The sequence below is a fragment of the Wolbachia endosymbiont of Spodoptera picta genome (assembly GCF_018141665.1).
Taxonomy (GTDB): domain Bacteria; phylum Pseudomonadota; class Alphaproteobacteria; order Rickettsiales; family Anaplasmataceae; genus Wolbachia.
Map to the genome: position 1 here is coordinate 1123439 of NZ_CP067976.1, position 19293 is coordinate 1142731.

Below are 19293 nucleotides of genomic sequence, written 5' to 3' on the forward strand. Positions count from 1 at the left end.
AACCAATTCATGTTTATTACCAGGAGTATACTGTGTCTCAGTGCAATATTTTCTTTCCTAACGGACTGAAAATTGAGTTGAGTTAAAAATCCGATTTTATTTAATACTTTTCAAAGATGACAATATTTTGTAAAAATAGGTTTTTAATAGGACAATAATATGGAAATTTTTCTTGATAGTGTTGATTTGAATGAAATTAAGGAGCTAAAAGAGTTCATTGATGGCATAACAACTAATCCTTCTTTAATAGCAAAATCTGGACATAAAGATAAGTACGAAGATTTAGTAAGCGAAATATGCTCTATTATAAAAGGGCCTGTTAGTGTTGAAGTTGTTGCAGATAGCCATGAAGATATGGTTAAGGAAGGCCTGAAGTTAGCGAAAATAGCTAGTAATATCGTAGTAAAGTTACCCCTTACACATGAAGGATTAATTTCTTGTAAAAAGTTGTGGACAGAACATAAAATACCTGCTAACATTACATTATGTTTTTCTCCTGGACAAGCACTGTTTGCCGCTAAGGTCGGTGCTTGTTTTATTTCTCCCTTTGTTGGTCGCCTTGATGATATAAGCTATGATGGCTTATCGCTAATAGAAGATATATGCACTATATATTCTAATTATAATTTTAAGACAAAAGTTCTTGTTGCATCAGTAAGAAGTCCAGCACATGTAATAGAAGCTGCACGGCTTGGTGCTCATTCAATTACTGTACCAGCAAAAATACTTAGACAGTTAATTAATCATCCACTTACTGATCAAGGGCTCGCAATATTTGAAAAAGACTGGGGCGTAAAGTAATACATGATATTGCTATAAAATATAATATAAAAAGGACATAGGTACCATCTGTCCCTTAAAGACATGCAGGTTAATGATATGCGTAATTCAGAATTTTAAACATAATGACCCTCCTGTTAATAAAAAAAGATTCAGAAAAATGTATACAGCTACGACCGAAGTATAGCTTAAATATATTTTAACTGAAGATTATAGATTAATTGAATTGAAAAGTCTGCAGACGAAGATAGATTCCGAGCTCTAGAACGCCTTCACTACGTATGGTAACAAAACTATTAGAGTTTGTCAAGTAATTTTTTATCGTAATTTTACGAACGTGCCATGCAAGTAATTATATCTAGTTAAATTTGTAAAGTAATACAGTGTTTTCGATAGTTATAAAAAAGCTGGATTTCAGTACTGGAGTAACATTTTGGAAATTGGGATGAAAAGAGGGAAAGTACTGGTTTGAAATTAAGTTTTCTGGATTCCAGTGCTGAAATGACAAGAGAGGAGTTCCAGGTACAGCTGTTACCTATAGAATGGCAGTACTAGAATGATAACAAACTGAATGACATATTTAATCTCTATACAGATGCACATCACGCACCGATTTCCATTCAAGGTAATGTCATTCCAGCAATGGAATCCATTTAGATTTGCGAGTATAAAAGTAATACAACATTTTTGATGATGGAAGCCATTACTAGAATAACAAGAAAGGAAGTGCTGATTTCAGTGTTTATACGTTAGCCATGCATCTAAAAATTTATAAACAAAAGATTACACTTCACAACTTTGTGATGGAATAAGTTTTTCAATGTTGTTGACGCAAAACTCAGTTGTATCATTAGCTATTTCATCGAATTTATCATTTATATCCTTACCTATTTTTTCATCTTTAATATATTCATACAGAGCTAAAATAGCTATAGTTGAGCATATTGCGATGAAACCAACTTTTGCTGTAATAAGTAATGATATCCCACCTGCAAGTATGGACACTGCTCCAATAGCTAGGTTTATAATTTTATTTTGTGTTGATTGATTCTCTTTATCCTCTAAAACGTTTGATATTGCTTTTGAGGCAATTTTTATTGCTATTGCTGTAGTTGAGATTATAACAAACATCATAGCTATTTTTGCTAAGAGAAAAATTGATGGTAGCATTATTACAAGAAACAGTGAAGCACCTCCTATAAATAACCATTTCTCATTTATTTTTTTAGACTGATCTGTATTATTAGGCGTTGCAACCCTCCACTTTCATTAACAGTTTATTCATATAATATGAAACATGCTATAGTCAAGATGTTTTTGTGTGGAGAAGCTTGCGATTGAGTTTTGAAGAGCTTTAGCTTTACAAGATGGTAGATTTGGTGATTATCGTAAGATTCTTGCAGTCATTTTAGTGGGAAGAATTTGTAAAATATGAAAAAATAACCGCCAGAAAATTGGAAACGCTATAACTTTCTTTCCTTTAAATATACTTTTTAAAATATATGCTGCAGCTTTTTCTGGCTCCCATATGAAGGGAAGTGGTTTATTAGACTTAAACATATCTGTTTTTACTGGCCCTGGCATTATGGTGATAAACTTTGTGCTACTGTCAGCATATTGGATTTTTAGTGATTGAAAACAACTTTTTAGTGCTGCTTTGCTGGCACAGTATGCAGAAGCATGTGGTGTTGCATGCATAGCAACAAGAGAAGATATAACCGCAAAAGTTGCCAAGGAATTATGATGAATCCATTCTTCAATCCAGTTGATAACGCCAAAATAATTGGTTTCAAATGTTTTTCTATGAATGTTGGTATGAAACTTATCTTCTATTTCGCCACATCCTGCATTAAGAAAAAAGAGATTTGGTATAATATTTTGCTTTTTTAAAAAATCAGACGAGTTTTTAATATTTTCACTTTTGCTTACATCACATGTTATAGGTAAAAAATTACTACCTAATTCTTCTTTTAATTTTTCCAGTTTTTCAGTGCGCCTTGCAATGCCAACCACAAATCATCCATCTTTTTTAATGAGCAACCGTGCTAGACTTTCTCCAATGACAGATGATGCTCCTGTAATGAGACAAGTTTTTCTATCCATGTGAATTTACATAACGTGAAGTATGAATGTAATGACTATTGCCTATTCACACAAGTTAAGTTTGCTATAATTTTGCTAAATAATAAAAAAAGAAAGCTACTTATAATTTTGAATTTTATATAAAGTTAAAGGGAAATTTAGTATTTGCTTACTTGTAATTTAAAATTCTTATATAATATTTTAAATGAGTTGAGAGAATTAAATGCAGGATGCAGCTTTAGTTTTACAAGATGGCAAGTGCTTTTGGGGAAGATCGGTAGGTAAAAAGGGCAAATGTATAGGTGAAGTTTGTTTTATCACTGGTATGACCGGGTATCAACATACTATAACCGATCCTTCTTTTGCTAATCAAATCATAGCGTTCACTTTTCCTCATATTGGTAATGTTGGAATAAATCATAAAGATAATGAAGGAGAGAAAATTTTTGCAAGTGGTGTGGTTATGCGTGAACTTTCTCCTATGTCTCACTCTTCTTCATATATTAGTTTAAATGATTGGTTGGAGAAAAATAATGTAGTTGGGATATCGGGAATTGATACTAGAGCTTTGACGAGATATTTGAGAAAACATGGATCTCAAAATGGAATGATATGTCCGTCAAGTGAGGCACATATATTAGATGAATTGAAGAAATACAAATCTGTAAATGGAATAGAAATAACTAAGAAAGTCAGTTTAAGTAATAACTTTCAAAGCGCTCTTAATGCAAAATATAGGATTGTAATTGTTGATTTCGGTATAAAAAATAGTATAATCTCACGCTTAGTAGAACTTGATTGTACGGTTGAATTAGTCAAACCAGATACAGGTTTTGCTCACAAAATATTAAGCATGAATCCAGATGGTATAGTGCTTTCAAATGGCCCTGGTGATCCACAAGAGATAGGAGAGAGTGTAATTTCAGAAATAGAAATTATTGTGAAATCTAAAATACCAGTTTTTGGCATATGCCTGGGCCATCAATTACTTGCAGTTACTTTGGGAGCAAAGACTGTCAAGATGGATATTGGTCATCGAGGGAGTAATCATCCAATTTATGATCTAGAGAATAAAAAAGTTGAGATAACTAGCCAAAATCATGGTTTTGTTGTTGATTCAGCTTCTCTTCCAAGTAACGTTGAAGTTACTCATATTTCTCTATTTGATAATAGTGTAGAGGGGATAATGATGAAGGATTACCCAGTCTTTTCTACTCAATACCATCCAGAAGAAGCGCCAGGTACACATGATTCACATTATTTATTTGGGCGTTTTATTGACAATATTTTGTTATATAAAAGTAAAATCTAACTGAAATCAGTTAGATTAGCTTTTATTACTTGATCTTTTGGATTTGGATGTTTAATATTAGAAATAATAAAACTTAAGTTAAGGTAGTGTTCTCTTAACAGATTTTTGTGGAGGAGTGACCGAGTGGTTAAAGGTAACAGACTGTAAATCTGTCCGCATTGCGTACGTAGGTTCGAATCCTACCTCCTCCATTGTGCGGGTATAGCTCAATGGTAGAGCTCTAGCCTTCCAAGCTAGTGACGTGGGTTCGATTCCCACTATCCGCTCTTTTTTTGTTGTATTTATATAAAATCAACATATTATTTATTGATGTATTTGTATTTTAAGTAGAAGAGTTAAGATTATGACAGCGATAGTAGAAGCATTTGGAAAGCCGCATGTAAACGTGGGAACGATAGGACATGTGGATCATGGGAAGACAACGTTAACAGCGGCGATAACAAAGCATTATGGTAATTTTGTAGCATATGATCAAATAGATAAAGCGCCAGAAGAGAGAAAGAGAGGTATAACAATAGCAACAGCGCATGTTGAATATCAAACAGAAAAGAGACACTATGCACACGTTGATTGCCCTGGACATGCTGATTATGTAAAGAATATGATAGTAGGTGCAGCACAGATGGATGCAGCGATATTGGTAGTGTCAGGGGTTGATGGGCCGATGCCACAAACGAGAGAGCATATATTGCTGGCAAAACAGGTGGGTGTTGGATATATCGTGGTATATATAAATAAAGCTGATGTTGCTGATGCTGATATGATAGATTTGGTAGAAATGGAAGTGAGAGAGTTGCTGAGTAAGTATGGATTTCCAGGTGATGAAGTGCCTATGATAGTTGGGTCTGCGTTAAAAGCATTAGAGGATGATAGTAGTGAGTATGGAAAGAAATCAATAGATAAATTGATGGAGAAGTTAGATGAGTATGTGGCAGTACCTCCAAGGCCTATAGATTTGCCGTTTTTGTTGCCAATAGAAGATGTATTTTCAATATCGGGCCGAGGGACGGTAGTAACAGGAAGAATAGAGAAGGGGGAGATAAAGACAGGGGACGAGATAGAGATAATAGGTCTGAAAGGGACGCAAAAGACGATATGTACTGGTGTTGAGATGTTTAAGAAGTTGCTAGATAAGGGAAGTGCAGGACTCAATGTAGGAATACTACTAAGAGGAACAAAGAGAGAAGAAGTGGAGAGAGGGCAAGTACTGGCAAAACCAGGGACAATAACCCCGCATAAGAAATTTAATGCGGAGGTGTATATATTGAAGAAAGAAGAAGGAGGAAGGCATACACCATTTTTTGGAAATTATCAGCCACAGTTTTATTTAAGGACAACGGATGTAACTGGGAGCATAAAATTGCTAGATGGAAAGGAGATGGTAATGCCAGGGGACAATGTAAGTATAGAAGTGGAGTTGCAAGTACCAATAGCAATGGATAAAGGATTGCGTTTTGCGATAAGAGAAGGTGGTAGAACTGTTGGTTCTGGGGTTGTTTCGGAAATTTTAGAATGAGTATAATAACTAAGATGAAGCAAGATATATATATTAGAATCAAAGCTTTCGATTGTTCTTTGTTGGAAAAGTGTATTCGCGAGTTTATTGATCAATTAAAGCAGTTTAATGCAGATTTATCTGGTCCGATTGCGTTGCCAAGAAAAGATTCTAAATTTACTGTTAATAGGTCTCCTCATGTTGATAAAAAATCTCGTGAGCAATTTGAAATGAGAATTTCTAAGCGGTTAATTATTGTACATAATCCTACTTCTACTATGATGAAGATGCTTGCAGATTTATCTTTTTCTGCTGGTGTAGAAGTGGATTTAAAGGTTAAGGAAGTTAATATTTAGGAAAAGGAAATGAAGAGAATAAATTCGCTTAGGAGAATTGGTTTGTTAATGACGAATGTTGGCCATACTGCTATGTATTTTGATAATAGTCGCATGGCTGTAACCTTATTGCATCTCAGCGAAACTTATATTATCGATATAAAAGGACAAGATAAATGTGGCTACAATTCAGTCATTTTAGGCACAGGAGATTTAAAAAAAATAGCAAAACCTCAGTTGGAATATTTAAAGAAAAAGGGTATAAATAGTAAATGTAAATTATACGAAAGTAGATTAACTGATCTATTCGGAATAGAATGTGGTAAAAAGGTGGGGGTTAATCATTTTGTAGTTGGTCAATATCTTGACATTACGGGTTATTCTTTAGGCAAAGGGTTTGCTGGTGTGATGAAGCGGCATAACTTCAGTGGGCTTAGGGCATCTCATGGCGTTTCTATTGCTCATAGATCACAAGGTTCTACTGGTCAATGTCAAGATCCTGGTAGAGTATTCAAGGGGAAGAAAATGGCTGGTCATTTAGGTAATAGCAGAGTAACTGTACAGAATATGAAAATATTATCCATTGATTATGAAAATAGCATAATTGCTGTAAAGGGTAATAATGTTCCTGGGTTTAAAAACTCTTATGTTTTTGTGAGAGATGCAGTTAAAAAGCCTTTACATAAAGATGTTCCTTTTCCAGTAGGTCTGCTGTTGAATATGAGTGATGATGCTAATAATTTGGTGAGTTAGTTATGGAATGTGAATTAGTTGATCTATCTAATAATAATGTAGGTAGTGTTGAGCTTAATCCCTTGATATTTTCTGCCAAGCAAAAATTGAGTATTTTGCATGATATAGTGAGATGGCAATTAGCAAAGAGAAGAGTTGGTGCTCATAAAACAAAGGGTATCAGTGATGTTTCTGGTACAACAGCTAAGCCTTATGGTCAAAAACGTACCGGTAGGGCGAGACAGGGGAGCTTGCGATCTCCTCAATTTAGAGGTGGTGGAATTATTTTTGGTCCTGTTGTGAGGAGTCATGCTTATTCTCTTAATAAAAAAGTACGTAAATTTGGTTTAAAAATTGCTTTATCTCTAAAATATTTAAATAATCAAGTTATTGTTCTTGATAGTTTAAATGTTGATGTGAAGAAAACATCTAAAATGTGTGAATATATTAAAAATTTTAAATTTTCTTCTTTTTTAATAGTTGGTGATTATGGAGATGATTTGTTACGTGCTGCTAAAAATTTGCATTATGTAGATTTAATCAAACCCATTGGGTTAAATGTTTTTGATATATTGAATCATGAATGCGTGATGTTAACAAAAGACACTTTAAAGCATCTTGAAGGTAGATTGTTATGATTAAATATAATAATATAATAAAATCTCCTGTAATCACAGAAAAGTCTTCTCTTTTAAGAGAGAAGTTTAATAAATACTCTTTGTATGTTTTTGTAAATGTAAATAAGCGTCAAATAAAATCGGCAATAGAGTCTTTATTTAATGTCAGAACTTCTTCTATAAATGTTATTAGAGTTAAACCTAAATATAGACGTTTCAGGGGTGTGATTGGTTGTAAAAAACAGAGAAAAAAGGTTTATTTTTCTTTGATAGATGGTCAAAAATTAGATATAATGAGCGTTTAATATGGGTATGAAATTTTTTAATCCTGTTACTCCGTCTTCTCGTGGGACTATATTAATAAGTAAAATTGGTTTATCAAAAGATAAGCCGGAGAAGTCTCTTGTATTTGGTAAGAAATCCAGTGGTGGAAGAAATAATCATGGTAGAATTACAACTCGTCACAGGGGTGGTGGTCACAAGAAGAAGTATAGAGTTATAGATTTTAAACGTAATAGAAGTGATCAGGGTGTAGTTGAGAAAATAGAGTATGATCCAAATAGAAGTGGGTTTTTAGCATTAGTATCATATAAGGAAGATGATACTAAATCTTATATATTAGCTCCTCAAGGTATGAAGCCTGGTGATGTTGTGACAGCTGGAGATGATGCTGATATTTTGCCAGGGAATTGTTTACTACTCAAGCATATACCTGTTGGTTCTTTCGTTCATAATGTTGAGCTGAAGCCAGGTAATGGTGCTGCGATTGCTAGAGCTGCTGGTTGTTATGCACAAATCGTTGGTCGTGATGGTCAATATGTTTTATTACGACTCAGGTCTGGTCAAATTAGGTTGATTTTATCTTCTTGCAAGGCTACTATTGGTGTAGTATCTAACCCTGACCATAAGAATAGAAAGTTGGGTAAAGCTGGGAGAAGTAGGTGGCTTGGGATTAGACCTACTGTACGTGGAGTTGCAATGAATCCGGTTGACCATCCTCATGGAGGTGGAGAGGGAAAAACTTCTGGCGGTCGTCATCCTGTTACTCCTTGGGGTGTTGCAACAAAAGGAAGGAAAACTAGGAAAAAAAATAAATCTAGTGATAAGTATATAAAAAAATTGAAAGGTTAATTTATGAGTAGATCTGTATGGAAACCACCTTTTTTACACCCATCTGTACTAAGATTAGTTCAGAGAGCTTTAAAAGAGGGTTCTATTAATAAGGTGATAAAAATTCATTCCAGGGCTTCTGTAATTCTTCCTAATTGTTTGGGTTTAAAGTTTGCTGTTTATAATGGTAAAGATTACATTCCTGTTAGTATTGATAATCAGAATATGATAGGTCATAAATTTGGTGAATTTTCACCTACTCGTAAATTTACTGGGCACGGTGGTGATAAAAAGGCAACAAGAAGATAGGTAATTTATATGAAAAATAGGGATATAATAGTTGAGGCTGGTTCTAGGATTTTAAGATCGACTCCTCGCAAATTGAATTTGGTTGCTGATTTAGTACGTAATAAAAAAGTTTCTTTTGCTAATGTACAATTAAGATTTTGTGAAAAAAAAGCTGCTGGTTTTATAATGAAAGTGTTGAATTCTGCAATTTCTAATGCTCAAAATAATTATGGATTGAACATTGATAATTTATATATAAAGGAAATTTTAATAGGTAAGTCCCTTACTTTGCGTAGAGTATATCCAAAAGCTATGGGTAGGGCTAATAGAATGAGTAAATTTTATAGTAATATAACTATAAAATTGAAAGAAATTGTATGATTTATAGAAATGGAAAGTTAATAAGGAAAGTGTAAAAATATGGGACAGAAGGTTAATCCTAAAGTATTTAGATTACAAGTAAATAGTAATACCTGGGATTCTGTTTGGTGTGCTACAGACGATTATAAACAGAGATTGCATCACGATCTATTTATTCGCAGTTATATAAATGAATCCTTTAAGCATGCTGGTATTTCTAAAGTAATTGTAGAGCGTACAGTTAATTTAGTGTCTGTAATAATACATTCTTCTAAGCCTGGAGTTATAATAGGTAAGAAAGGTTTAGATGTTGAGAAGATAAAGCAAAAAATAGCTAAAAAAGTAAAAAGTAGTGTCGAAGTGAATGTAGTAGGAGTTAAAAAGTCTGAAATAGATGCAGTTTTAATATCAAGGAGTATTACACATCAGCTAGAAAAAAGGATTTCATGTAGAAGAGCGATGAAAAAAGCTATTCAAAATTGTTTGAAGATGGGTGCTGAGGGTATTAAAGTAAGTTGCTCTGGGCGTCTTGGTGGAGCTGAAATAGCTCGTACTGAATGGTACAAAGAAGGTCGTTTGCCTTTACACACTTTGCGTGCTAATATAGATTATGCTTTTTGTGAAGCGAAGACTATATGTGGTATTATAGGAGTTAAAGTTTGGGTTTATGTTGGTAGTTAAGGTATATTGAAATGTTTGTTCCCAAAAAGAGTAAATATAAAAAGTCATTTAAGGGGAGAATCAAGGGTAATGCTAAGGGTGGTAGCACGCTGTCTTTTGGAGATTATGGATTAAAAGCTATGGAAGTAGGTAAGGTTCAGTCTAAGCATATTGAAACTGCAAGGCGCGTAATATCTAGAACGTTAAAACGCTCTGGTAAATTGTGGATAAGAATTTTTCCTGATACCCCGGTTAGTAAAAAGCCAGCAGATGTACGTATGGGTAAAGGGAAAGGTAGTGTTGAATTTTGGGTATTTAAAGCTAAGCCCGGTAGGGTTTTGTTTGAAATTAGTAGTGATGTTCCCATGCATTTAGCAAGATTGGCGCTTGAAAAAGCGACTGCTAAGCTTCCTATGAAGTGTAAATTTATATCTAATCATAATTGAATGGAGTTGCAATGGATATAGTTAAATTTGAATCAGAATCTTCACAAGGATTACATGAACTCCTTGTGAATTTGAGGAAAGAATTTGTTAATTTGGCTTTTCAAAAAAAGCTGGGCCAGTGCAACAATTTTTCACGTTTTAGCTTAATAAAAAAGAGCATAGCTCGTAGTCTAACTGTATTGAATAGAAGAAAGAGAGAGGGAAAAAATGCCTAAGAAGGTTTTTTGTGGTGTCGTAACTAATGCTGAGTCTGATAAGACTGTAAAGGTTTCGGTGTTACAAGTGTATAAGGATAGGTTGTATAAAAAAGTTATTAAAAAATATAAGAAGTATACAGCACATGATGAGGGTAATAGTTGCAAAAAGGGAGATAGGGTTTTAATACAGGAACATAAGCCTATTTCTGTTACTAAAAAATGGGTTGTTATCAATAGCTAAAAAGGAATAGGTATTTATATGATTCAAAAAAATACATTGTTAGAAGTAGCTGATAATTCTGGTGCGCGTGCAGTGCTTTGTATTGGCTTGTTAGGTGGTAGGAAATCTGCATCTGTAGGTGATACGATTATTATATCTACTAAGTCTATTAACCCAAAAGGTAAAGTTGAAAAAGGAAAAGTATATAAAGCAGTTGTTGTTAGAGTAAAAAATAGTGTTAAGAAATCTGATGGTTCTGTAATTCGTTTTTCTAGCAATGCTGTGGTTTTAATTAATGATCAAGGTGAACCACTTGGCACTCGGGTGTTTGGTCCAGTAAAAAAGTTATTATCTGGTTCTTTTATGAAAATAATGTCATTAGCTGATGAGGTTTTATAATGAGTGCTAAAATAAAAAGTGGTGATGATATTATAGTTTTAACTGGTAAAGATAAGAGAAAAATTGGTAAGGTAATCAAAGTTATAATACGTGATGCTAAAAAGAAAGTAGTTGTTTCTGGCGTAAATGTGTGTAAGAGACATACTAAATCAAGAGCTGGTAGTGGTGGTGGTATATTGAATAAAGAGTTAGCTATTGATGTATCCAATGTTGCAATATTGGATCCTAAGTGTAAAACTCCAACTAAAGTAGGATTTAAGATTATAGATGGTAGAAAAGTGCGTTTTGCAAAAGTTTCTGGAGAAGTGATAGATTAGGTTGATATGTTTAAACAATTGTATAAAGATAATATAGTAAAATCCTTAAAGGATAAGTTTAATTACGGCAATGTAATGCAAGTGCCTAAACTTGTCAAGGTGTGTATCAATATGGGAGTTGGAGATGCTGCTACGGACAATAAAGCGATAAATGAGCCATTTGATAATCTACATTTGATTGCTGGGCAAAAGCCTGTGTTAACCTTTGCAAAAAAATCTATTTCTGGTTTCAAAATTAGAAAAGGTGCAACGGTAGGTTGTAAAGTGACTTTGCGTAGAAATAAAATGTATGAATTCTTAGAAAGATTAATATATATTGCTTTGCCAAGGGAAAAAGATTTTAGAGGGTTTAGTGTGAAGCAATTTGATGGTCATGGTAATTTTTCCTTTGGTATCAAGGAGCATATATCATTTTTAGAAATAGACTATGATAAAATAAGTAAAATTAGAGGTATGGATATTAATATTATAACAAGTGCAGTTAGTGATAAGGAAGCAAAGGAATTATTACTGGCTCTTAAATTCCCTTTTTTTGATAATTGAGAGAAAATATATATGGCAAAAAAATCCATGATACAGAAGAATCTTCGTAGAATAAAGTTATGCGATCAGTATAGGGAGAGAAGGGAAGAATTAAAATCTATAATGAATAATAAGGATTTATCTATTGCAAAAAGGTTTGCAGCTCAAAATAAGCTGATTAAAAAATTGCCTAGAGATTCTTCTAAAATCAGAATTAGGAATAGATGCGCTTTAACTGGTAGGCCGAGAGGAGTATATAGAAAATTTGGTTTATGTAGGATTGTTTTACGTGATTTGTGTTCTTTTGGACAAGTTCCAGGGGTTACAAAATCTAGTTGGTAAATGTGATATAAGGAGTGTAATAGTGTCGTTATCTGATGGTATTGGTGATTTTTTAACAAGAATACGTAATGCTCAATTGGCAATGCATAGGGAAACAAGAGTCCTATTCTCTAAAGTGAATTCTTCTATATTGAAGATCTTAAAAGAGGAAGGGTATATTCTTAATTATGAAAAGCAAGAGAGTGATAGTGTCCCTTCGCTTGTTGTACAGTTAAAGTATTATGATAAATCACCTGTGATTAATGATATAGCTAGGGTATCAAAGCCCGGTTGTCGTTATTATTCTAAGTGTAAGGACATTTCTAAAGCATATAATGGTCTTGGAATTTTTATTATATCTACGCCGAAAGGAGTGATGACCGATTATAATGCACGTAGATTAAAAGTTGGTGGAGAAGTTTTGTGTCGTGTATTTTAAATGATAGGAGAAATGTATGTCTCGTATAGGTGCCGCACCTATCAATATTCCTGCTGATCTTTCAGTTGAATATAATAATGGTAGGGTATTAATAAGAAGTGTTAGGGTAGAAAAAGAGCTGAGCTTGTGTAGTGGCATTCTGTGTCAGATAGTTGATAATCAATTGTTACTTTCTGTTGATCAAGGCAGGGATGATTATAATAAAATAAAATCTATATGGGGCACTTATAGAAGTAATATTAATAACATGATTAACGGTATGGTTAATGGTTTTTCTGTTGATCTTGAGATTAATGGTGTAGGGTATAAAGCAGAATGTGATGATAAGTATTTGACTTTATATCTTGGTTATAGTCATAATATTAAGTATAAAGTGCCTAAAGACGTTGAGATTAAGTGTATAAAGCCAACTCATTTAGTGGTTCGTGGTATGGATAAGCAAAAAGTCTATATGGTGGCTTCTGATATATGCAAAATTAGAAAATATGATCCTTATAAAGGTAAGGGTATTGTAATAAAAGGCAAATTTATGCTGCGTAAGGTTGTAAATAAAAAGAAGTAATTAAAATGAAAAGATTGTATAATTTTTTAAGTAGCTATGAAAAAAGGAAACTTCGTAATAGAGCGAAGCTCGATAAGAGGGCTGGGCGTTTACGTATATCCATATTTAAGTCTAATAAACATTTTTACGTTCAGTTGATTAACGATGCAAAAGGAACAACCCTAGCTTCTGCTTCTACTTTGGATGATAAAATTAGGAATGTATGTAAAGGTAGGGTCAATGCTGAAACTATAAAACAGGTTTCTTCTTTATTGATTGAGCGTCTGCCTAGTACAAAATTGCAGCAGCGGTTCGTCTTTGATCGGGGGGCATATAAGTATACAGGATTGATTTCTCAATTTGCTGAAGCTTTAAGAAGCTCTGGATTTGAATTTTAGAAGGTTTGAAGTATGGCTGTAAAGAATTTACAAAATAATGATTTATCAGAACTTTTGGTTTCAGTCCGAAGGGTAACAACGGTTACTAAAGGTGGTAGAAGATTTTCATTTTCAACTTTGGTTGTTGTTGGTGATGGTAAGGGTAGGGTAGGATGTGGAATAGGTAAACACGCAGAGGTTGCTGAAGCAAGAGTGAAAGCTGTAAATGCTGCAAAGAAGTCGATGATTAGGGTGTACTTACGTGAAGGTAGAACTTTACATCATGATATTAAAGCTAAATTTTGTTCTAGTGAGATAGTTTTAAGAGCTGCAAGAACTGGAACAGGTATTATTGCTGGTGGAGCAATGAGGTCGGTTTTTGAGGTATTAGGTATAAAGGATGTGGTAGCTAAGTCTACTAGATCAAATGATCCCCATAATATTATATGTGCAGTATTTAAGGCTTTTGATGTTATGTTATCTCCTCGCCAAGTGGCAGGTAAGAGGGGTAGAAAGATTAGTGAGATAGTTGGAAATAGGTAAAGTATGAATGATGCTGTAAAATTAAATTCTGTGTTTACCAAATTATCTAAGAAAAAGAAGCCTAAATTATTAGGTAGAGGTATTGGTTGTGGTAAAGGTAAAACATCCGGTAGGGGGCATAAGGGGCAAAAAGCGAGAAGTGGCGTTTCTATAAATGGTTTTGAAGGTGGACAGCAGTCTATATATACTCGTTTACCTAAAAGAGGTTTTAAGCCTATACGCAAAAACTTATACTCTATATTTAATGTTGGTGATGTACAGTGCTTAATGGAAGCTAAAAAAATAGTCAAGGATTCTATCATAGATAAGGAGCTACTGCATAAACTAGGTTTTATCAGATCTGTTAAAAGTAAAATCAAACTTCTTAATAAGGGTAAATTAAGCGAAAAATTTGTGTTTCATGTTGATTTTGCATCAGAAGCTGCAAAAAGATCTGTAGTTTCAGTTGGTGGTAGTGTAGAAATACTATCGTAAATCATGAGCAGTAAATTTGCATTTAATAGTTTGGATTCTACGTTGTTATATAAAAGTGATTTACTAAAGCGTATATTTTTTACGCTAATGGCTTTAGTTTGTTATCGTTTAGGCACTTATGTTCCTATTCCTGGAGTTAATCTTGATATAATCAATGATATATTTCCAAAAGAGAGTTCTGGTGTTTTTGGAGTATTTAATTTATTTTCTGGTGGCGCTTTAGCTAGAATGACGATCTTGGCGTTAAACGTTATGCCATACATAGTTGCATCCATAGTTATGCAATTATTATCTTCTGCCGTTAAAGGAATCAATGAAATTAAAAATGAAGGAGAGTTAGGACGTCGAAAGATGAACTTTTATATACGCTATATGACTATAGTGTTTTGTATCTTTCAATCAATTACGATCTTAATAGGGTTAGAAAGAATGAATAGGGAAGGGGTATTAGTTGTAGTTGAACCTGGTATTATGTTTCGTACTATAGGTGTCTTTAGCCTTTTAGGTGGAACTATATTTTTAATATGGCTTGGTGAGCGGATCAGTGTGAGCGGTATAGGCAATGGTATCTCATTAATCATTTTTACTGGCATAACATCTGAATTACATAATGCTTTATCATCTCTGCTAACATTAAATAAAAATGGTAGTATGTCGTTTTTCATTACCCTTTTTGTTATAGCATTGTTTTTTTTACTGCTCCTTTTAGTCATTTTTACAGAATCTTCTTATAGAAAGGTAATTGTTCAATATCCCAAAAAACAGTTTAAAAAATTACATAATGATGATTTTACTTACATTCCATTGAAGATCAATTTATCTGGTGTAATACCAACTATTTTTGCTAACGCAATTTTATTAACGCCTATTTCAATTGCAAATTTCTATAAAGGTCATGCCATTGCTGATTTTATTTTAAACTACTTTATGGCAAATAAAGTGATGTACATTATAACTTACTTAATACTCATAGTACTTTTTAATTTTTTCTATACCAATTTTATATTTAATCCAGAGGAAAATGCTGATTTTCTTAGGAAAAATGGTGGTTTTATTCCTGGTAGAGGGCCTGGAAAACATACTTCTGATTATCTTCAAGATATAGTTTTTAAATTAACATTTATTGGGTCTGCGTATTTGGTGGTAATATGTACTATACCTGAAATTATGAGGTATCATTATGATATACCATTTATTTTTGGTGGGACGAGCTTGCTGATTATAGTTAACGTTATTACTGATACTATTATGCAAGTACAATCTTATGTTTTTTCAAATAGGTACGATAGTTGGATAAAGAAATATGAGTCTAAAACAAGGAGACTAAAGTGATTATTACAATTTTTGGTCCTCCTGGCTCTGGTAAGGGTACTCAGTCCAGTTTGTTAATAGCAAAGTATAATTTTAAATTAGTTTCAGTAGGAGATTTATTAAGGAATATTATATCTAGTGGGAGTAAATTAGGTAAAGGAATAAAGGATACTGTTGAATCTGGTAATTTAATTCAAGATGAAGTTATATGTAAATTATTGTGTGACCAGCTTGCATTAATAGATGGTGATTTTTTGTTAGATGGTTTTCCAAGAAATTTAAATCAAGCTCATTTTTTAACTCAAGTTTTGCAAAAAAGATGCAATAGGGATGTTGATCTTGTAATTGAGTTGCAGCTTGACGATAATATTGCAATTGATAGATTAAAAGATCGTCTTACTTGTTTGGATTGTAAAAGTATATATAGTATATCTTCTTTTAAAAATACTACTTGTGCTAAATGTAAAAGTACGAGATTGGAGAAGAGAATTGATGATGCTAATATGCTTGCAATTAATAAGAGGATAAGAGAATATCATTTTCAGATGAAGGGTTTGCGCGAGTATTATAAGGGCAAGTTGTTAACAATTAACGCTAATTTGAGTGTTGATAGAGTAATGCAAGAGATTGAAAGTAAAATTTCTTGTAATTTGATTTGACTATAAGTTGTTTTATGGTATAAATTAAGAGTTATTATTAATAAAGTATCGAGGTATCAGTGGCACGTATTGCAGGCATAAATGTTCCAGTGAAGAAGTGTATTTCTTTTGCATTAACTTATATACATGGTATAGGTATTACTACTGCGAATATAATTTGTCGTAGCTGTAAAATTGATGAGCGTAAGCGTGTTTCGGAATTACAAGATGAAGATATAGAGAAAATTAGTAGTTTTATTAGGCAAAAATATGTCATAGAGGGTGAGCTAAGAAAAAAAGTGGCTATGGATATAAAATCTTTAATGGAAATCGGTTGCTATAGAGGATTAAGGCATAGAAAAGGTTTGCCTGTGAGGGGACAAAGAACCCATACTAATGCTAAAACTCGTAAAGGCAGATCTAAATTGCCTATTGCTGGGAAAAAATAAAATTTGTTATTATCGTGAGTTTTTATGAAAAAAGTTAAAACGGTTGGTAAGAATACAAAAAGGTTTATTACTGGTATTGTCCATATTCGTGCAACTTTTAATAATACTTTTGTAAATGTGACTGATGTTTGTGGTAATACGCTTTACCAAACTTCTGTTGGTGCATGTGGTTTTTCTGGTTCGAGAAAATCCACACCTTATGCTGCAGGTAAGGTTGCCGATTCTGCTGCGAAGAAAGTAATAGAGAGATTTGGTATGAAGGTTGTTTCTGTAATAATTCGTGGTCCTGGTTTTGGTGCAGAAGCTGCAGTTAAAGCACTTCGGAATTGTGGATTGACTGTCACTTCAATTGCAGATAAAACGGCGATACCTCATAATGGTTGTAGATTAAGGAAAAAAAGAAGAGTATAGGATATTTGGAAGGTTTTTGTATGTATTATAGTGATAGTGTTTCTTTCTGTGGAAATTTAGATAGATTAACTAAGCCTAATGCGATTAAGGTAATATCAGGTGATTCAAGTAAAAAAGGTGATATAGTTCTAGAACCTTTGGAAAGTGGTTTTGCTTTAACGTTGGGTCATGCATTAAGGCGTGTAATGTTGTCTTCTCTTCGCGGTAGTGCTGTTTATGGAATAAAAATTGAAGGCGTGAATCATGAATTTACTTCGATCCAAGGAGTTAGGGAAGACATAACTGATATAGCATTAAATATGGGCATGTTGAGATGTAAGCTAAATAACACGTCTAATAAGTGCTTAAATTTAAGCGCTAAAGGGCCTTGTCAAGTATTAGCTGGAATGATAGAAACTGATGACCAATGCTCTATTGTTAATAAAGATTTGGTGATATGTACACTAGGTCAAGATGTGGAGCTTAACATTACTATATATGTTGCTAGTGGAAAAGGTTATCTTTCTGTAAATAAATATAAAGAAAATGAATTTTTAAAGTCTATGAATGAACAAGATTTAATTGGTTTTATTCCAGTTAATGCTTTATATAGTCCTGTTGAGAGGGTTTCGTATAGAGTAGAGAATAGTCGTGTTGGTCAAGTTACTGATAAAGATAAGCTGATATTGTCAATTGAAACTGATGGTACAATCTCTCCAAGTCAAGCTGTTGACTATGCTGCAAGAATATTACAGGAGCAATTTCAGCCTTTTATTAGTTCTGATATGAGTTATAAAAAATCGCAAGTTTCTTTGTCTGGTGGTGCTAAAGATTTGGGCTATGATCCTGTTCTATTGCGTAAAGTAGATGAAATGGAATTATCTGTTAGATCTCATAACTGTCTGAAAAATGAAAATATCACTTATATAGGTGATCTTGTGCAAAAGACGGAAGTTGAAATGTTAAGAACTGCTAATTTTGGCCGAAAGTCTTTGAATGAAATCAAGGCAATTTTAAATAATTCAGGTTTGTCTTTGGGTATGAATATACCAAATTGGCCGCCTAAGGATATAGAGGAACTGGCTAAACAACATACTGATGAGGATTAGGTAGTATATGAAACATGGAATAAAGAAAAATAAACTGTCTCGTTGTACCGAGCATAGGTTATCAATGTTAAAGAATCTATCTATCTCGTTAATTAATCATGAGCAGATTGTAACTACTTTACCAAAGGCTAAAGCACTTCGTCCATATGTGGAAAAGTTTATTACAATTGCTAAGAATAACGATTCTTTACATGGTAGAAGGCTTTTGCTTTCACGTCTTCATAATAGTAAGTTAGTAGTTGATAAATTATTAAGCGTTCTAGCTAATCGTTATCAAGACCGTAAAGGTGGATATTCTAGAATAATAAAATTTGGTACTCGAAAGGGTGATTGCGCTCCAATGGCAGTGATAGAGCTAGTTGATAGAGATATTTCAGCAAAAGGTGAGATTTATAGTAAAAATAAAAAAGGAAGCAAAGTAGTTACACAAAGCTAATTATTCTTTTTATGGTAAGTAGGTTACGCTATTTTGTAGGTTACTTTGGAGAATTGTTAGTTTCGATATATTTAAAGCTGAAATTCTATAATGTTATAAAACGTCGCTTCCGTTGTAAGTTGGGTGAAATTGACTTAATTGTATCTAAAAAAAAGGAGCTGATTTTTATAGAAGTTAAAACAAGTTTATTTGGAAAAGAATTACCGATATCTCATTTTCAGTGTCAGTCTATTATAAATTCTTCTAAATATTTCTTAAGTAAAAATCTTGATTTTTTAGATTATTCAGTCAGATATGATTTATGTTTTCTTTCCTTAAGGAGAAGACCTATTTATATAAAAAATGCTTGGATTGAGGAATGGTAGCTTAAATAACTTAGATTTACTAGAATAG

The 19293-nt window shown here is 33.1% G+C and carries 32 protein-coding genes and 2 tRNA genes; 32 read left to right on the forward strand and 2 right to left on the reverse strand.

The features are described from left to right. The first annotated feature begins 159 nt into the window (after positions 1-159). Positions 160-801, forward strand: coding sequence for a fructose-6-phosphate aldolase (gene fsa / locus JKF54_RS05080; protein ID WP_211907840.1), 642 nt, complete (start codon positions 160-162; stop codon positions 799-801). 762 nt (positions 802-1563) lie between these two features. Here fsa and JKF54_RS05085 read toward each other — a convergent pair. Together JKF54_RS05085 and JKF54_RS05090 are read right to left on the reverse strand one after the other, a co-directional pair. After that, a complete protein-coding gene (locus tag JKF54_RS05085) occupies positions 1564-1950 on the reverse strand; it encodes a hypothetical protein (protein ID WP_246433136.1) in 387 nt (128 codons plus the stop codon). A 213-nt stretch (positions 1951-2163) separates the two neighbouring features. Next, positions 2164-2793: an SDR family NAD(P)-dependent oxidoreductase gene (locus tag JKF54_RS05090; RefSeq protein WP_246433137.1), complete on the reverse strand. Its 630-nt coding sequence runs from the start codon at positions 2791-2793 to the stop codon at positions 2164-2166. Positions 2794-3085: 292 nt separating this feature from the next. Between JKF54_RS05090 and carA the strand changes: the two genes are divergently transcribed. From carA to JKF54_RS05245, 31 genes are all read left to right on the forward strand, one after another. Then, on the forward strand, positions 3086-4174 hold the full coding sequence (gene carA, locus JKF54_RS05095; RefSeq protein WP_211907842.1) for a glutamine-hydrolyzing carbamoyl-phosphate synthase small subunit: 1089 nt from the start codon (positions 3086-3088) through the stop codon (positions 4172-4174). A 109-nt stretch (positions 4175-4283) separates the two neighbouring features. Continuing rightward, a tRNA-Tyr gene (locus JKF54_RS05100) sits at positions 4284-4365 on the forward strand. 4 nt (positions 4366-4369) lie between these two features. Further along, positions 4370-4440 (forward strand) — tRNA-Gly (locus JKF54_RS05105). Between the two features lie 77 nt (positions 4441-4517). Continuing rightward, entirely contained in the window at positions 4518-5690 is a 1173-nt protein-coding gene (gene tuf / locus JKF54_RS05110; protein WP_211907845.1) for an elongation factor Tu, read from the forward strand. Positions 5691-5704: 14 nt separating this feature from the next. Continuing rightward, positions 5705-6025: a 30S ribosomal protein S10 gene (rpsJ, locus tag JKF54_RS05115; protein ID WP_012482004.1), complete on the forward strand. Its 321-nt coding sequence runs from the start codon at positions 5705-5707 to the stop codon at positions 6023-6025. Positions 6026-6034: 9 nt separating this feature from the next. Beyond that, complete coding sequence (rplC, locus tag JKF54_RS05120; RefSeq protein WP_012482005.1) at positions 6035-6757, forward strand: 50S ribosomal protein L3; 723 nt, start codon at positions 6035-6037, stop codon at positions 6755-6757. 2 nt (positions 6758-6759) lie between these two features. Beyond that, entirely contained in the window at positions 6760-7374 is a 615-nt protein-coding gene (gene rplD, locus JKF54_RS05125) for a 50S ribosomal protein L4 (protein ID WP_006012216.1), read from the forward strand. Further along, complete coding sequence (locus JKF54_RS05130; protein ID WP_211907847.1) at positions 7371-7658, forward strand: 50S ribosomal protein L23; 288 nt, start codon at positions 7371-7373, stop codon at positions 7656-7658. Before rplD ends, JKF54_RS05130 begins: the two co-directional genes overlap by 4 nt. Position 7659: 1 nt before the next feature. After that, positions 7660-8484, forward strand: coding sequence for a 50S ribosomal protein L2 (gene rplB / locus JKF54_RS05135; RefSeq protein WP_211907849.1), 825 nt, complete (start codon positions 7660-7662; stop codon positions 8482-8484). A 3-nt stretch (positions 8485-8487) separates the two neighbouring features. Beyond that, positions 8488-8772 (forward strand): 30S ribosomal protein S19, encoded by a 285-nt coding sequence (gene rpsS / locus JKF54_RS05140; protein ID WP_211907851.1) that lies wholly within the window; start codon positions 8488-8490, stop codon positions 8770-8772. A 9-nt stretch (positions 8773-8781) separates the two neighbouring features. Then, positions 8782-9132, forward strand: a complete 351-nt coding sequence (gene rplV, locus JKF54_RS05145; RefSeq protein WP_211907853.1) for a 50S ribosomal protein L22 — start codon at positions 8782-8784, stop codon at positions 9130-9132. A 39-nt stretch (positions 9133-9171) separates the two neighbouring features. Next, positions 9172-9792: a 30S ribosomal protein S3 gene (gene rpsC, locus JKF54_RS05150; RefSeq protein WP_211907855.1), complete on the forward strand. Its 621-nt coding sequence runs from the start codon at positions 9172-9174 to the stop codon at positions 9790-9792. Positions 9793-9803: 11 nt separating this feature from the next. Continuing rightward, on the forward strand, positions 9804-10217 hold the full coding sequence (gene rplP / locus JKF54_RS05155) for a 50S ribosomal protein L16 (protein ID WP_211907856.1): 414 nt from the start codon (positions 9804-9806) through the stop codon (positions 10215-10217). Between the two features lie 11 nt (positions 10218-10228). Further along, positions 10229-10432 (forward strand): 50S ribosomal protein L29, encoded by a 204-nt coding sequence (gene rpmC / locus JKF54_RS05160; protein ID WP_211907857.1) that lies wholly within the window; start codon positions 10229-10231, stop codon positions 10430-10432. Then, positions 10425-10655 carry a 30S ribosomal protein S17 gene (rpsQ, locus tag JKF54_RS05165; protein WP_211907858.1) on the forward strand — a complete coding sequence of 77 codons (231 nt, stop codon included), beginning with the start codon at positions 10425-10427 and terminating at the stop codon, positions 10653-10655. Before rpmC ends, rpsQ begins: the two co-directional genes overlap by 8 nt. Positions 10656-10673: 18 nt before the next feature. Then, a complete protein-coding gene (rplN, locus tag JKF54_RS05170) occupies positions 10674-11033 on the forward strand; it encodes a 50S ribosomal protein L14 (RefSeq protein ID WP_007302542.1) in 360 nt (119 codons plus the stop codon). Beyond that, a complete protein-coding gene (gene rplX / locus JKF54_RS05175; RefSeq protein ID WP_369800742.1) occupies positions 11033-11350 on the forward strand; it encodes a 50S ribosomal protein L24 in 318 nt (105 codons plus the stop codon). The genes rplN and rplX overlap by 1 nt, the downstream gene beginning before the upstream one ends. A gap of 6 nt (positions 11351-11356) precedes the next feature. Beyond that, complete coding sequence (rplE, locus tag JKF54_RS05180; RefSeq protein WP_211907859.1) at positions 11357-11893, forward strand: 50S ribosomal protein L5; 537 nt, start codon at positions 11357-11359, stop codon at positions 11891-11893. Positions 11894-11905: 12 nt separating this feature from the next. Beyond that, positions 11906-12214 (forward strand): 30S ribosomal protein S14, encoded by a 309-nt coding sequence (gene rpsN, locus JKF54_RS05185; protein ID WP_211907860.1) that lies wholly within the window; start codon positions 11906-11908, stop codon positions 12212-12214. Positions 12215-12236: 22 nt separating this feature from the next. Then, complete coding sequence (gene rpsH / locus JKF54_RS05190; protein WP_211907861.1) at positions 12237-12632, forward strand: 30S ribosomal protein S8; 396 nt, start codon at positions 12237-12239, stop codon at positions 12630-12632. Positions 12633-12648: 16 nt separating this feature from the next. After that, positions 12649-13194: a 50S ribosomal protein L6 gene (rplF, locus tag JKF54_RS05195; protein ID WP_211907863.1), complete on the forward strand. Its 546-nt coding sequence runs from the start codon at positions 12649-12651 to the stop codon at positions 13192-13194. Positions 13195-13199: 5 nt separating this feature from the next. Beyond that, positions 13200-13571 carry a 50S ribosomal protein L18 gene (gene rplR, locus JKF54_RS05200; RefSeq protein WP_211907864.1) on the forward strand — a complete coding sequence of 124 codons (372 nt, stop codon included), beginning with the start codon at positions 13200-13202 and terminating at the stop codon, positions 13569-13571. Between the two features lie 12 nt (positions 13572-13583). Beyond that, a complete protein-coding gene (gene rpsE, locus JKF54_RS05205; protein ID WP_211907865.1) occupies positions 13584-14093 on the forward strand; it encodes a 30S ribosomal protein S5 in 510 nt (169 codons plus the stop codon). A gap of 3 nt (positions 14094-14096) precedes the next feature. Beyond that, positions 14097-14567 (forward strand): 50S ribosomal protein L15, encoded by a 471-nt coding sequence (rplO, locus tag JKF54_RS05210; RefSeq protein WP_211907866.1) that lies wholly within the window; start codon positions 14097-14099, stop codon positions 14565-14567. A 3-nt stretch (positions 14568-14570) separates the two neighbouring features. Then, positions 14571-15899 (forward strand): preprotein translocase subunit SecY, encoded by a 1329-nt coding sequence (gene secY / locus JKF54_RS05215; RefSeq protein ID WP_211907867.1) that lies wholly within the window; start codon positions 14571-14573, stop codon positions 15897-15899. Next, a complete protein-coding gene (locus JKF54_RS05220) occupies positions 15896-16537 on the forward strand; it encodes an adenylate kinase family protein (RefSeq protein ID WP_211907868.1) in 642 nt (213 codons plus the stop codon). The genes secY and JKF54_RS05220 overlap by 4 nt, the downstream gene beginning before the upstream one ends. Positions 16538-16596: 59 nt before the next feature. After that, positions 16597-16965 carry a 30S ribosomal protein S13 gene (gene rpsM, locus JKF54_RS05225; protein WP_211907869.1) on the forward strand — a complete coding sequence of 123 codons (369 nt, stop codon included), beginning with the start codon at positions 16597-16599 and terminating at the stop codon, positions 16963-16965. A 24-nt stretch (positions 16966-16989) separates the two neighbouring features. Continuing rightward, a complete protein-coding gene (gene rpsK / locus JKF54_RS05230) occupies positions 16990-17376 on the forward strand; it encodes a 30S ribosomal protein S11 (protein ID WP_006012273.1) in 387 nt (128 codons plus the stop codon). A 20-nt stretch (positions 17377-17396) separates the two neighbouring features. Continuing rightward, positions 17397-18464 (forward strand): DNA-directed RNA polymerase subunit alpha, encoded by a 1068-nt coding sequence (locus JKF54_RS05235; protein WP_211907870.1) that lies wholly within the window; start codon positions 17397-17399, stop codon positions 18462-18464. A gap of 7 nt (positions 18465-18471) precedes the next feature. Next, positions 18472-18900: a 50S ribosomal protein L17 gene (gene rplQ / locus JKF54_RS05240; protein ID WP_010404731.1), complete on the forward strand. Its 429-nt coding sequence runs from the start codon at positions 18472-18474 to the stop codon at positions 18898-18900. 11 nt (positions 18901-18911) lie between these two features. Continuing rightward, positions 18912-19265 (forward strand): YraN family protein, encoded by a 354-nt coding sequence (locus tag JKF54_RS05245; protein ID WP_211907872.1) that lies wholly within the window; start codon positions 18912-18914, stop codon positions 19263-19265. Positions 19266-19293 lie beyond the last annotated feature (28 nt).

Coding starts and splice junctions, on each gene's coding strand:
- rplD (WP_006012216.1), top strand. CDS start 6,760: ATGGAATGTGAATTAGTTGATCTATCTAATAATAATGTAGGTAGTGTT.
- JKF54_RS05235 (WP_211907870.1), top strand. CDS start 17,397: ATGTATTATAGTGATAGTGTTTCTTTCTGTGGAAATTTAGATAGATTA.
- rpsK (WP_006012273.1), top strand. CDS start 16,990: ATGAAAAAAGTTAAAACGGTTGGTAAGAATACAAAAAGGTTTATTACT.
- JKF54_RS05130 (WP_211907847.1), top strand. CDS start 7,371: ATGATTAAATATAATAATATAATAAAATCTCCTGTAATCACAGAAAAG.
- rplC (WP_012482005.1), top strand. CDS start 6,035: ATGAAGAGAATAAATTCGCTTAGGAGAATTGGTTTGTTAATGACGAAT.
- JKF54_RS05245 (WP_211907872.1), top strand. CDS start 18,912: ATGGTAAGTAGGTTACGCTATTTTGTAGGTTACTTTGGAGAATTGTTA.
- rplO (WP_211907866.1), top strand. CDS start 14,097: ATGAATGATGCTGTAAAATTAAATTCTGTGTTTACCAAATTATCTAAG.
- rpsJ (WP_012482004.1), top strand. CDS start 5,705: ATGAAGCAAGATATATATATTAGAATCAAAGCTTTCGATTGTTCTTTG.
- secY (WP_211907867.1), top strand. CDS start 14,571: ATGAGCAGTAAATTTGCATTTAATAGTTTGGATTCTACGTTGTTATAT.
- JKF54_RS05085 (WP_246433136.1), bottom strand. CDS start 1,950: ATGCTACCATCAATTTTTCTCTTAGCAAAAATAGCTATGATGTTTGTT.
- rplQ (WP_010404731.1), top strand. CDS start 18,472: ATGAAACATGGAATAAAGAAAAATAAACTGTCTCGTTGTACCGAGCAT.
- rpsS (WP_211907851.1), top strand. CDS start 8,488: ATGAGTAGATCTGTATGGAAACCACCTTTTTTACACCCATCTGTACTA.
- rplF (WP_211907863.1), top strand. CDS start 12,649: ATGTCTCGTATAGGTGCCGCACCTATCAATATTCCTGCTGATCTTTCA.
- rplN (WP_007302542.1), top strand. CDS start 10,674: ATGATTCAAAAAAATACATTGTTAGAAGTAGCTGATAATTCTGGTGCG.
- rpsN (WP_211907860.1), top strand. CDS start 11,906: ATGGCAAAAAAATCCATGATACAGAAGAATCTTCGTAGAATAAAGTTA.
- rpmC (WP_211907857.1), top strand. CDS start 10,229: ATGGATATAGTTAAATTTGAATCAGAATCTTCACAAGGATTACATGAA.
- rplV (WP_211907853.1), top strand. CDS start 8,782: ATGAAAAATAGGGATATAATAGTTGAGGCTGGTTCTAGGATTTTAAGA.
- rplR (WP_211907864.1), top strand. CDS start 13,200: ATGAAAAGATTGTATAATTTTTTAAGTAGCTATGAAAAAAGGAAACTT.
- rplX (WP_369800742.1), top strand. CDS start 11,033: ATGAGTGCTAAAATAAAAAGTGGTGATGATATTATAGTTTTAACTGGT.
- rpsE (WP_211907865.1), top strand. CDS start 13,584: ATGGCTGTAAAGAATTTACAAAATAATGATTTATCAGAACTTTTGGTT.
- rplB (WP_211907849.1), top strand. CDS start 7,660: ATGGGTATGAAATTTTTTAATCCTGTTACTCCGTCTTCTCGTGGGACT.
- fsa (WP_211907840.1), top strand. CDS start 160: ATGGAAATTTTTCTTGATAGTGTTGATTTGAATGAAATTAAGGAGCTA.
- carA (WP_211907842.1), top strand. CDS start 3,086: ATGCAGGATGCAGCTTTAGTTTTACAAGATGGCAAGTGCTTTTGGGGA.
- rpsC (WP_211907855.1), top strand. CDS start 9,172: ATGGGACAGAAGGTTAATCCTAAAGTATTTAGATTACAAGTAAATAGT.
- tuf (WP_211907845.1), top strand. CDS start 4,518: ATGACAGCGATAGTAGAAGCATTTGGAAAGCCGCATGTAAACGTGGGA.
- rpsQ (WP_211907858.1), top strand. CDS start 10,425: ATGCCTAAGAAGGTTTTTTGTGGTGTCGTAACTAATGCTGAGTCTGAT.
- rplE (WP_211907859.1), top strand. CDS start 11,357: ATGTTTAAACAATTGTATAAAGATAATATAGTAAAATCCTTAAAGGAT.
- rplP (WP_211907856.1), top strand. CDS start 9,804: ATGTTTGTTCCCAAAAAGAGTAAATATAAAAAGTCATTTAAGGGGAGA.